This is a genomic window from Acinetobacter sp. WC-743, from assembly GCF_000335555.1.
Taxonomy (GTDB): domain Bacteria; phylum Pseudomonadota; class Gammaproteobacteria; order Pseudomonadales; family Moraxellaceae; genus Acinetobacter; species Acinetobacter bereziniae.
Genome location: NZ_AMFQ01000009.1, coordinates 32862 through 45447, shown reverse-complemented (window position 1 = coordinate 45447; position 12586 = coordinate 32862). Strand labels below are relative to the sequence as shown.

Genomic DNA, 12586 nt, shown 5'->3' with positions numbered 1-12586 from the left:
CATGAACTGGCTATTGGTGGGTGCAAGTAATGTTGCACAGGAATGGATTATTTCGGCGATCAGAGCAGTTGGTGACGAAGTGACTGGTATCGTCAGCAATGATTTGGTACGAGCTCAAGACTTTGCCCGTAAACAAAATATTCAAAAATTTTCTCATGATTTAAAACACGCACTTTATGACAATGAGGTTGACGCTGTTTATATTTCGAGTGCAAATTCGCTTCATGCCGAACAAGCAATGATTGCTTTAAAAGCAAAAAAGCACGTGATGTGTGAAAAGCCGATGGCACTCAGTATCTCAGATGCCCAACAGATGATTGAACAGGCAAAAATCCATCAGGTGGTTTTAGCTGTCAATTATCATCTTCGAAATTCTGCTGTCATACAAAAAATACGTGAACTCATTGCAAACAATTGTATTGGTGAAGTGCAGAACATTCGATTTTGTCATGCTGTCTCTCTGCCGAAGAATTTACAGAGCTGGCGTATCCACACACCTTCAGAAGGTGGCGTTATCCTTGATATTACTGTTCATGACATTGATACACTTCGCTTTTTACTTAACGATGAACCTATCAGCGTAAGTGCTATGGCTCAAACAGGAGTGCTTAGCCCGAATAATGTGCCTGAAACAGTGATGGGTACAATTGAATTTGCGAAAGGTGCATTGGTCAGTTTTTATGATTCTTTTACCGCACAATATTTTCAAACCAGTATCGATATCATCGGTTCCAAAGGAAATTTACAGGCATCGAATACATTGACCCAACATGCTATTGGAGAATTACATCTTAACAATGATAAGGGTTGCCAACGTATTCCAATTGAGCACCACAACTTATACGTCAGTTCTTTTCAACAGTTTAAAAATGCCATTCAAAATCGGGGGCGACCTGCTGCAACAGCCTATGATGGTTTACGTTCTTTAGAAATTGCTTTAGCAATACAACAAGCCATTGAAAATAAAAAGCATATCTCGCTTACTTTTGGAGAATCACTATGTTTTTAAATCATCAAACAGATATTCTCATCATAGGGTCTGGTATCGGTGGCTCAACAATGGCAGCAGGTCTTGCCGCAAGTGGTCTGAATATACTTATTCTTGAATGCGGTACTCAACTGCCCGATTCTCCAATCAATGAAGATCAAGATAAGATTTTTACAGAGCAATACTTTAAGCCCAATGAAGAATGGTTGGATAAAGATAAAAAACCTTTTAAACCAGGCAATTATTATTATGTGGGTGGCAACTCCAAATTCTTTGGTGCTGTTCTGGCAAGGTATCGTCAACAAGACTTCTTAGAAATGACACACCAAGGAGGAATCTCTCCAGCATGGCCATTTACCTATCAAACCTTAGAACCGTGGTATGCAAAAGCAGAAGTACTTTTTAAAGTGAGGGGCGATGAACATTTTGATCCTACCGAACCTTACCATTCAACGTCTTATCCATTTAAAGCAATTGAAGATGAACCAGCAATTCGCGCAGTCAAAGACCAACTCAAGGCTCAAGGTCTTCATCCTTATCCCTTACCTTTGGCAATGGATATTGAACAATGGAAACAAACTCGTAAAGTACCTTGGGATGCGCACCCGCATTTTTTTAATGGCAAAATTGATGCAGAAACGGGACCACTGATTCAGGCAATTCAATACAACAATGTGAGATTACAAACACAGAGCAAGGTGATTCAGTTAAAAACCTCTTCAACAACAAACCATATTGAAGAAGTGATTTTTTCACACAATGGCAAGCTTGAATCCATTCGACCTAAACTGGTGGTGCTCTCAGCAGGTGCTATTCACTCAGCAGCACTATTGCTTCGTTCAAAAAATCAAAGCAATCCAGAGGGTTTATCCAACAGTTCTACTATGGTTGGGCGTAACTTCATGAATCATAATTGTTCAGCAATTATCGGTTTTAATCATCGATATACCAATGATTCACTTTACTCAAAAACTTTTGGCATCAATGACTTTTATTTAAATGATGGTGTTAATGGTTTACCACTCGGCAATATTCAGCTTCTCGGCAAAGTTTCGGGCAAAATTCTGAAATCCAATATCCCATTTATACCCGCTTTTGCTTTGAATTATTTCAGCAAACATAGCATCGACTTTTATGCCATGAGTGAAGATTTGCCCTCCCCACATAATCGAGTTTTTGTTGAAAATGACAAAATTAATTTGGTATGGGAAAGAAATAATTGGAGTGCACATCAGAAGTTAGTGCATAAATTTAGTGCAATTCTGAAAGATTGTGGCTTCTATTGGGTTCTTCAACAAGCATTTGATAAAAGAACACCTTCGCATCAATGTGGCACTATTCGTATGGGGCTTGATCCTCGGACTTCACCCCTCAACAGTTTTTGCAGATCTTATGATCATGATAATTTATTTGTGGTTGATGCAAGCTTTTTTCCAAGCTCCGCAGCCGTAAATCCTGCGCTCACCATTGCTGCACAGGCATTAAGAGTTTCTGATCATATTCTGTCTGCATCCTATTTTTAACTCAGGTGATCAAACACTATTGATCATAAAAATATGAGTAAAATAGTTAAATACTGATTTCAGCAAATTTAAAAAATGTATTTAGACTAAGCCTTGCCAGTGCAATAAAAGCACTCTTAGAATGAGCTAAATAATAGGTACGATATGATCAATATAAGTAATACTTTAAGAATTAACTTGCCGCATTCATCTAAACTTTCTGACTAGATGCAGCAATAGCAACAGCATAACTATCTTCTAGCATACGATAACGAATGATTTTTCCCTCCTTTATTGTGAACAGAAAAGCAAAAGGAGTCTCAATGAGACTTCCTGTAGCTTTAACACGAGATGATAGTTCACCAATTGCCACGACATCTTGGTCATCAGCTAAAATATGCTGTACTTCGAATCGCTCAGGTGCAATTTGTGCTGCCAACTCTTGGTGAAAAGCACCCACTGACTCTCTATCATTTCGAGGACCAATCCAAGGTACAACTTCTTTATTACCAGGGATATCCCAATCGACCTTTTCAGCGAATAGTTCGAGAACGGCAGCCAACTTTTGCGGATCATTTGGTTCCACCCACAGATCAGCCCAATACTCAAAGTAGTGAGTAACAACCTGATAGGGTGTTTTAATAGCAGTTTCACCGCGATACAGTGCCACACGTTGACGATCTCCATTAGTTACATCTGGATCAACATAGATGTACATTCGACTAATCAACTTACCATCAAATTCGAATACATTTGCAAAACGACCTTGCGATATAATTCCATCTGGCCATTTGCGTCCATCACGTGTAACCCCCCATTCACGTCCTTCGACCACTATTCGGTCTCCATCTACAGTGAAGGTTAAACCATCAATATCATGAGTAAGATGGGCTGCCTCCACCCCGATCCGTTCGGCGAAACTTATCATTGCCTCCTTACCATGCGCAAGTCCGAACTTAGGAAAGAAGAACTCGACCTCCTCAATGAAGAGGTCAAGCAATGTAGGATCTTTAGCATCTACCTTACGAAAATAATTACGAATGGTTTCGATGCGTGCATCAGTGTTATTAAGCATAAGACATTCCTTTTGCAAAAAATGACAACGTAGAAAGCCGTGTCAATAAGTAACTAAGTTCTTGGAAATCCATAAAAACATAACAATGCGTATCAGACTAAAATAGTCTTCTCTCTTTCCACACGAATGAAGCAAATATTTGCATCAAATCTACAATGCAAAATATGCGAGAGATCAATTCTTTTTCAAACATTCTTTAATGATCATTCCAAAATTAAAAAAATAAAAAGGACAACAACTACTTAAACTTTTATAGCTGAGCCAATGTTCCTTCCATTACATCTATAAGAAATTCTCTTTCTGGCATAGATCTACCTAATAATCTTAAGCCGTAATAACTACTTAAAAAGGCTCGTGCTAATGAAAGTGCCGAACGATTTTTTACTATTTCACCCTTATGTTGTCCTTCAGTAAATAAGTCGAATAAAACTTTTTCAAGACGCTTTACATAAACTTGACTTATTTGTACAACAATTGGGTCTTTACCTGAACGTTCCAAGGCTGCAAATAATGCCATACATCCCCTTCGTTTGACGGGGTCAAGATCACCCTCAATCCCCCATAACATAAGAGTACGTAAACGTTCTTTAGTGGTACCAGAACCATTTAATATATTTGATTGAATATGAATTCCTAATTCTTGATAATACCTCAATGATTCGTGATATAGCCCAATCTTACTGCCAAAAGCATTATATAAGCTTCCCCGCCCTAAGCCTGTTCGCTCAACCAGCTCTTGCGCAGAAGTTGCTTCATAGCCATTAGTCCAGAATACATCCATAGCAGCAGTAATAACTGCCTCATCATCGAACTCCCTAGGTCTTCCACTCATTAAATTCACCAAAGGTTAAAGGTATTGCCAAGAAATACTAACTTACCACAGTATAATCAATATTGTAACGAACGGTCAAGAATACTCATCTCTTACGAAATCGTTATTAAATTGTTATCTATTTTCATTAATTTCTTTTGAATTTAATGGAGTATGCATAAAATTTACTAATGAATTCAGGAAATTAAGCATAATAATGTGAGACTAGAAACGCAGAGCAAGGTGATTCAATTAAAACTCCTTCTACAACAAATCGTATTGGAGTAATTTTTCGCATAATGGCAAGCTTTTTTCCAAGCTCCGCAGCTGTAAATCCTGCGCTCACCATTGCTGCACAGGCATTAAGAGTTTCTGATCATATTCTGTCTGCATCCTATTTTTAACTCAGGTGATCAAACACTATTGATCATAAAAAATATGAGTAAAATCGTTAAATGCTGGTTTCGGCAAATTCAAAAAATGTATTTAGACTAAGCCTTGCCAGTGCAATAAAAGCACTCTTAGAATGAGCTAAATAATAGGTACGATATAATCAAGATGCTCAACTTAACTTTACGCAACGAACAAGCAGATGATATTGAAAGTATTTTCAATATCACACAACAAGCTTTTGAACATGCAGCACATACAGATCACACCGAACACTTCATCGTGAATGCACTCAGGGAAGCAAATCAATTAAGTATTTCGATTGTTGCTGAATTTGAAGGCAAGATCATCGGGCATGTTGCGATTTCACCTGTGGTGATTTCCTCTGGCGAGCCAAACTGGTATGGCTTAGGTCCAGTTTCTGTTGTTCCAGCGTACCAACAACAAGGTGTGGGTAAGGCGTTAATACAACAGTCCTTACAACAACTCAAACAACTTGGCGCTGCGGGATGTGTAGTCCTTGGTGATCCTGCTTACTACTCAAAATTTGGCTTTAAACCTTATGCCCATTTGATCCTTGAAGGTGTCCCTGCTGAATACTTTCAAGCCCTTGCCTTTACCCAAGATATTCCTCATGGGAAAGTCAACTATCATGCTGCATTTGGAGCAACCGCTTAACTTGGCTGACTGGATATAAAAAAAGGTGACTTAAAGTCACCTTTTTTCATTTTAATCGTACTTAGAATGCTTTGGTTAGCGTAAACACAGCACCTGTTTCAACTCCACGTTTTGAAGCATTGGTAAAACCATCTGTATCAATATTTGTCCCTACAGCAGCAAGTTCCGCAGTAACACCTGGAATTGATTTAACACTGTAGTTAACCCCAACTTTCCAGTCTACATAGTTGTCTTTACCATCTGGTAATGCTTTTTCATCCATTGTGGTATAACCCACATTGGCAACACCACCAAAACCAGTATCGCCGAATGGTGCAGAATAACCTAGGTTAAAATTCCAGCTATTTCCACCGACTGCAGCCCAGTCATTGGTATAGTTCACGTTTGTTAATAAACTTCCACCTTTCACAAACACATCTGCAAATATTAATTTTGCGTAAAATTCAGTCCAGTTAAAGTCACTGCTTGCACTTGGGTAGTTATATTCAACCACACCAACATCTAAAGTTGGCTTAAAGGTTGGTGAAAGTTCTAATGGTGTTGTAAAACCGATCGATGGGTCTAATTCTAAATGAGGATCTGACTCGCCAAAGTTCACATTGGAGCCCCATAGACCAACATATAGACCTGAAGTATGCGATAAAGTGAAACCTGCTTGCACTGCTGGATCACTCATTGTTTGCGTCATACCACGAAAACGATAGTCATTCGTTACGGCAGCACTTCCTGAGAAACTTAAACCTAATTTTGACAGTGCGTTATCTTCCGCCATTGCCATAGTTGCTGTAGACGATAAAACTGCCAATGCTAGTGCTTTAGTTGAGAATTTCATCTTGAGTGCTCCCCCATCATACGATGTTTATTTGTTATGCTAAAATTTGATGAACTCCCTAAGCATTTAGCAATTGCCATGCCAAGAATATTTTTTAATTTTTTATAATTTTGATTAAAACACCCCAAACTATTGATCATAAATAAAATTATTAATTTTTTTTGTTGGATAAAATTTCTTTTTCTGAGTTGTGTACGGATCATTAGATCATTGAACACGAAATGACGATGCTTCATATTTACCTACTTTCAGCATGATTTTGACTGCTGATGAGTATGTAAAACCGTCGCATAAATTTTCTATCATTGATGTGATTCGTGACATAAAAATCTCATAAATATTTTTCAAAGCTTAAATGTCACAACACTGCAACAAAATGTACTATTTTTGATCAAAAAACAGATTTTAACTTAAAAAATGCTTAAAAAAAGTGCATGCCCAATCTTAGGTCATGCACTGTGTTAAATTTTTGAGCATAAAAATGGGGCTTGAGTATCAGCTAAAAATTGTAGATCAAGCCAAGTACCATGTGATCATCATAATCTTCTCCAATACGACTCTTGCCACCTACGACGTAATCAAACGATGCCAACAGCCCAGTATTTGCAATTGACTTACTGACACCTATACGCGCTTCATTGAAGGTAAAATTCTTTTTCGACTGCACAATCTGATTATCGTGCTGAGTATTGTAGAAAGAGCCGCCAAAAGATGTATTGAACACAAATTCATGCGCTAAAGGATAACTATAAGCGGCACTTAAGTAGACATCACCCGCATTGGCATAAGAAGAATCAGCGAGCATTACTGCCGCACCCACTGTTAAATTCTTATAAACAAACTCAGCTAAAATGTCTAAATCATCAGTTTTACGATGATCCCCCTGCTCAGCGTAGACCGTTCCACCATGATGGTACACATAGGCTGTGGTTTTAAGATTGTAGCGCCAATTTTGATCAATTTCCTGTCCATATGACAGATAGAAATTATGTTCAAAGCCATGATCTTGTCTGTCATCTGATGGATCATAGCCTAAAGTCGACCCCCAATAGCCTAATGTTATGCCACTTTGATGCGCATAGGCTAAACCGCCTTGCATTGCAAGATCTTGATTTTCCTCACCACCGCGATAGATATACTTAGATACCACCCCTATATTTCCAGAAATTATACTATTTTCAGCAGAATGATCTGTCTGATCCGCAAATACAGAACACGATACAACACAGATAGGCAAAGCCCATAAAATTTGGGAAAAAATTGAATTCATGAAATTAAATAAGTAAGAGGAAAAATTTGCTGAAATTTTACTGTTTTTTTGAATTTTTGGTAAAAATAGTGGCTACAGAATAACCAAATTCATTAAAATAATGGATATTTCAAACAATTTAATCATATTTAAGCAACTTTAGAATTTTTTTTCATAAAGAAATAAATTAATATTGAGTAGAAAATTACAAAAATGTAATATTTTTAATCAAAGGTCATTCCCTTTTTATAGATTAAATATACAATTCATCCATTATCTGCTCTGAATTCAATCAGTCAGTACCATTTATTCTCGTTCACGAGGCAATTCATGTTGAATGCTCCAAAACTTACTTTAGCTATATTAATTAATGCTGCTTTAATTACACCTACATTTGCTAGCGAACAAAGTGATGCAAAAGGTTTCGTTGAAGATGCCAAAGGTTCTGTATTGTTTCGTACTGGTTACATCCTTCGCGATAAAAAACATGGCATCGAAGACCAAAGTTCATTTGCACAAACTGCAATTGTTGACTTAGATTCAGGTTTCACACAAGGCGTTGTTGGTTTTGGTGTGGGTGTTGTGGGTGACGGTTCTTTTAAAATTGGTGACAACCAACATTCAGGCAACAACATGATCCCTCGTGATGATCAAGGTAATCCTTACCATCACTGGGCTCGTGGTGGTGCAAACGTGAAAGCACGTTTCTCAAACACAACTGTGCGTTATGGTACTCAAGTTTTAGATTTACCTGTATTGGCAAGTAATACCACACGTCTTGTTCCTGAATACTTTACAGGGACTTTATTGACTAGCCGTGAAATTAAGAACTTAGAACTTGTTGCTGGTAAATTTACCAAAGACCAAATGTCTGATCATATCAATACAGACAGTAATCATCTGGATGATGCCATTGTTTGGGGTGCTAAATATAAGTTTGATGACCAACTCAGTGCATCTTATTATGGTTTAGATTCTAAGAATGCTTTAGAGCGTCATTATATCAATGCAAATTATAAATATCCTCTAGCAAATCAAAGCTCTTTGACGTTTGACTTCAGTGGTTATCACACTAAGTTTGATAAAAATGCCAATACGTACTCAGCAACGGGTCCAGTTGATGCTGACTATGCAGACACAGGTAAAGCAGGCGTAGAAAAGACCAATAATATTTGGGCGTTGTCTTCAACCTATAATCAAGGTCCACACAGTGTGATGTTGGCTTACCAACAAAACACGGGTGATGTTGGTTATGACTATGGTCAAAATGCCGATGGTTTCCAAAGTGTTTATTTACCAAACTCGTACTTGTCTGACTTTATTGGTAACCATGAAAAATCTGCTCAAGTTCAATATAACTTAGACTTTGGTGGTTATGGTGTTCCAGGATTAAACTGGACGACTGCATTTGTTTATGGTTGGGATATTAAAGTTCGCAATGTGACCGACAATGCTCAAGAACGCGAATTCTTCAACCAAGTGAAATACACTATGCAAAGCGGTTTTGCAAAAGATGCAAGCTTACGTGTTCGCCACTCTTACTACCGTGCAAGCGACGCGTATAACCCTGTTTATATCGGTGATACCAACGAATGGCGTATTTTCCTTGATATCCCTGTGAAATTTTTCTAATCTAAAATAGAAAAATGAACCATAAAAAAACCTGCATTTAATCATGCAGGTTTTTTTATTGATTTGAACAATTATTTAATCTTCAAACCGCATTTCTATCAGGCTTATTTGGCTGCTTCGATTGCTTTTAATACTTCAGCTTTAGCAACTTCAGAACCTTCCCAACCTGTCAATTTAACCCATTTCCCAGGCTCTAAATCTTTGTAATGTGCAAAGAAGTGTTCAATTTGATTCAACAACAAAGCTGGAAGATCTGAATATTCTTTCACATCTTTATAAAGCGGTGTTAATTTGTCGTGTGGTACAGCGATAAGTTTCGCATCGATACCACCGTCATCTTCCATGTTTAATTTACCCACTGGACGACAACGAATCACTGAACCATGTACCAATGGATGTGGTGTAACGACCAATACGTCTAATGGGTCACCATCTTCAGACAAGGTATTTGGAACATAACCGTAGTTCGCTGGGTAGAACATTGCAGTACCCATGAAACGGTCAACAAATAAAGCATCTGAATCTTTATCTACTTCATATTTGATTGGTGCAGCATTGGCTGGGATTTCGATGATTACATAGATGTCATTAGGTGCATCTTTACCAGCAGGAATATTGCTATAGCTCATAGGATACTCTTTGAAGTGAGGTCTTATAAAAAATCTTGACGATTATAACGCTAAAATACGCGAACAGCTGCGGATTATACATTTTGCATCATCAAAATGAATCGATTTCGTCTAAATCCACTCAGACAATTCGAATAATCAATAATAATAAAATGATTGGACAAGCCATCGATAGAAACCAAATGATTGAGCGTAATGCTGAAATATTGGCTAGATAACAAATCCCATAGATAATGCGCAGTACAATATAAGCGATCCCCAACATCATGATCAAATGTTGTGAGACCACCATATACTCAGCCATAAGCACAGCGGCAATAAATAAAGGTAAGCTTTCAAAACTATTTTGTTGTACCGCATTGGCGCGTGCCGACAAGCCTGTGCTTTTGGCTAAAAAGTCACGAGGATTCTGGTTATCTGCGAGTTTAAATCCCCCAGATACTTTCGCAATAATGGTAAAAACATAAGGAAGTAAACAGGCAATTAGAATTAAATATATGATGCCATCTATCCCAGACATGATTTTTTCTCATGAAGTGTTAATGCAGGTTATCATAGCATGGCAATAACAGAATATTTTTTGTTTAATGCAGAGTTTTGCAAAATTGTGTAGTGAGGACAATGTCGTGCAGCCCGACCAAAATGAATTGTTTGAAGTTTTAGAGAAACAACGCCAGCAACATGCCGAGATTGATCGTATTCTTAAAATTGTGCTGCCTATTTTGGCATTTTTATTATGTGTGATTTGTGCCAATTATAACTGGCAGTCAACATTAGGCACGCTTATCATTTTAATTGTGGCTTTTTTTGCGGTTGCGATCAAACGAATGAATCTATATTTGTGGCTTGCGATCATTATCATCTATTGTTTGATTGATATTTATATGAGTTACGGCAGTATTGTTCCTTCTGCTTTAGGTCGTCAAATGGGAACAATGTTGACCTTTACTGCGATTGTAGGTTTAAGCCGTCCCTATATTGATGGTTGGTATAGTCGCTCAAAGCAAAATTTCTGATTCTATCCATCGTTGCACTGTTCTATGTTACAAAAAAAGCGCCAATCTTGGCGCTTTTTCAATTCGAGTTTTTGCTTATTTACGCAAATCTTTACGTAAGATTTTACCTACATTCGATTTTGGTAAATCATCCATAAACTCCACATAACGTGGGCGTTTATAGCCAGTTAAGTTTTGTTTTGCAAATTCAAGAACTTCTTCTGTTGTTAATGAAGGATCTTTTTTCACAACAAACAGTTTTGGCACTTCACCAGATTTTTCATCAGGTACACCAATCGCTGCAACTTCAAGCACTTTTGGATGTTGTGCAATGACTTCTTCAATTTCAGATGGATAAACATTAAAACCAGACACCAAGATCATATCTTTCTTACGATCTACGATTTTAAAGTAACCACGGGCATCCATGACACCGATATCACCAGTACGGAAATAACCATCAGCTGTCATCACTTTCGCAGTTTCATCAGGACGGTTCCAATAACCTTTCATGACTTGTGGTCCACGAATCGAGATTTCACCTTGTTCACCTTGTGGTAGGTGGTTGCCATCATCATCAAGGATCGCCACATCAGTCAAAGGTAATGGAACACCGATTGTACCGCTGAATTCAGTCGTTGCAGGTGGGTTAGCTGTTGCAACAGGCGAAGTTTCAGATAAACCATAACCTTCAATAATGATGGTACCCGTCACTTTTTTCCACTCTTCCGCAGTTGAAGGCAATACAGCCATACCACCGCCCATCGCCATTTTTAAATTGCTGAAATCGAGCTGTCTAAATTCTTCGTTATGTACCAATGCATTGAATAATGTATTGACCGCTGGGAAAAAGCCCGGCTGATATTTACGTAATTCTTTAATCACCGCAGGTAAGTCACGTGGGTTAGGAATCAGAATATTTGCTTGACCTTTGTACATACCATAAAGTGCACACACCATAAATGCAAAGATGTGGTAAAGCGGCAATGCACAGAAGATACGGTCATCTTTTGCACCGTCACCCTGACCAAACTTACTTTGGAAAATACCATCACATTGCATTAAGTTTGCAACTAAATTGCGATGAGTCAGTTCAGCACCTTTTGAAACACCTGTAGTACCACCTGTATATTGCAACACAGCAGTATCACTCAACGTCATGTTAGGGCGTTTGTAGTTGCTTGGACTTACTTTTGCCAATGCAGCATTAAATTTGATATGTCCAGGAATGTTCCAATCTGGAATTTGCTTACGTACTTTACGTAATACAAAATTCACTAGAGTACCTTTTAAAGTACCTAGCATGTCACCAACAGAGGCAACAACCACATGTTTTACTGGCGTTTTTCCGATAATTGCTTGGTAAACAGTGGCAAAGTTTTCAACAATAACCAATGCTTCTGCACCTGAGTCATTTAACTGATGCTCTAGTTCACGTGCAGTATAAAGTGGGTTGACATTGACGAGCACTAAACCTGCACGGAATACCGCCAAAGCAACAATAGGATATTGAAGGACATTAGGCATCATTACTGCGACACGTGCGCCTTTTGCCAAACCCAAACTTTGTAAATAAGTTGCAAATTTACGGCTTGCCAATTCAAGATCACTGAATGACATCACCTTATCCATGAAGATAAAGGCATCACGCGAACCAAACTTTTGGAAATTACGCTCAAAAATATCAATAAGAGAAGTATTTTCCTGGGGCAATTCTACAGTCTCTGGAATCCCAGTCTTTTGGTATTCAGCGAACCAAATCTTTTCCATAATGCCATAATCTCCAATCAGTAATCCTTAGTTTT

General features: G+C 38.1%; 12 protein-coding genes. 5 read left to right on the top strand and 7 right to left on the bottom strand.

What is annotated here, in order from left to right:
- Position 1: 1 nt before the first annotated feature.
- Positions 2 to 1009 (top strand): Gfo/Idh/MocA family protein, encoded by a 1008-nt coding sequence (locus tag ACINWC743_RS00925; RefSeq protein ID WP_009584011.1) that lies wholly within the window; start codon positions 2 to 4, stop codon positions 1007 to 1009.
- Positions 1000 to 2511 carry a GMC oxidoreductase gene (locus tag ACINWC743_RS00920; protein WP_009584004.1) on the top strand — a complete coding sequence of 504 codons (1512 nt, stop codon included), beginning with the start codon at positions 1000 to 1002 and terminating at the stop codon, positions 2509 to 2511. The genes ACINWC743_RS00925 and ACINWC743_RS00920 overlap by 10 nt, the downstream gene beginning before the upstream one ends.
- Positions 2512 to 2701: 190 nt before the next feature.
- On the opposite strand, the gene ACINWC743_RS00915 is transcribed toward ACINWC743_RS00920, so the two are convergent.
- Positions 2702 to 3565, bottom strand: a complete 864-nt coding sequence (locus ACINWC743_RS00915) for a nuclear transport factor 2 family protein (protein ID WP_004825582.1) — start codon at positions 3563 to 3565, stop codon at positions 2702 to 2704.
- Between the two features lie 250 nt (positions 3566 to 3815).
- Entirely contained in the window at positions 3816 to 4397 is a 582-nt protein-coding gene (locus ACINWC743_RS00910) for a TetR/AcrR family transcriptional regulator (RefSeq protein WP_009583983.1), read from the bottom strand.
- 537 nt (positions 4398 to 4934) lie between these two features.
- Between ACINWC743_RS00910 and ACINWC743_RS00905 the strand changes: the two genes are divergently transcribed.
- Complete coding sequence (locus ACINWC743_RS00905) at positions 4935 to 5444, top strand: GNAT family N-acetyltransferase (RefSeq protein WP_009584012.1); 510 nt, start codon at positions 4935 to 4937, stop codon at positions 5442 to 5444.
- A 61-nt stretch (positions 5445 to 5505) separates the two neighbouring features.
- Here ACINWC743_RS00905 and ACINWC743_RS00900 read toward each other — a convergent pair whose 3' ends face one another.
- Positions 5506 to 6276, bottom strand: a complete 771-nt coding sequence (locus ACINWC743_RS00900) for a TorF family putative porin (protein ID WP_009583975.1) — start codon at positions 6274 to 6276, stop codon at positions 5506 to 5508.
- Between the two features lie 499 nt (positions 6277 to 6775).
- Positions 6776 to 7546: a TorF family putative porin gene (locus tag ACINWC743_RS00890; protein ID WP_009584013.1), complete on the bottom strand. Its 771-nt coding sequence runs from the start codon at positions 7544 to 7546 to the stop codon at positions 6776 to 6778.
- Between the two features lie 309 nt (positions 7547 to 7855).
- On the opposite strand from ACINWC743_RS00890, the gene ACINWC743_RS00885 reads away from it, so the two are divergent.
- Positions 7856 to 9157 carry an OprD family outer membrane porin gene (locus tag ACINWC743_RS00885; RefSeq protein ID WP_004825593.1) on the top strand — a complete coding sequence of 434 codons (1302 nt, stop codon included), beginning with the start codon at positions 7856 to 7858 and terminating at the stop codon, positions 9155 to 9157.
- Positions 9158 to 9261: 104 nt separating this feature from the next.
- Here the strand turns inward: ACINWC743_RS00885 and ppa are convergent, their stop codons facing one another.
- Positions 9262 to 9786, bottom strand: coding sequence for an inorganic diphosphatase (ppa, locus tag ACINWC743_RS00880; protein ID WP_004825594.1), 525 nt, complete (start codon positions 9784 to 9786; stop codon positions 9262 to 9264).
- A gap of 121 nt (positions 9787 to 9907) precedes the next feature.
- Positions 9908 to 10306, bottom strand: coding sequence for an MAPEG family protein (locus ACINWC743_RS00875; RefSeq protein WP_004825596.1), 399 nt, complete (start codon positions 10304 to 10306; stop codon positions 9908 to 9910).
- 67 nt (positions 10307 to 10373) lie between these two features.
- Here ACINWC743_RS00875 and ACINWC743_RS00870 point away from each other — a divergent pair, with 67 nt between their 5' ends.
- On the top strand, positions 10374 to 10802 hold the full coding sequence (locus ACINWC743_RS00870; RefSeq protein ID WP_046759763.1) for a hypothetical protein: 429 nt from the start codon (positions 10374 to 10376) through the stop codon (positions 10800 to 10802).
- A 75-nt stretch (positions 10803 to 10877) separates the two neighbouring features.
- Here the strand turns inward: ACINWC743_RS00870 and ACINWC743_RS00865 are convergent, their stop codons facing one another.
- On the bottom strand, positions 10878 to 12551 hold the full coding sequence (locus ACINWC743_RS00865) for a long-chain-fatty-acid--CoA ligase (protein ID WP_005034492.1): 1674 nt from the start codon (positions 12549 to 12551) through the stop codon (positions 10878 to 10880).
- Positions 12552 to 12586 lie beyond the last annotated feature (35 nt).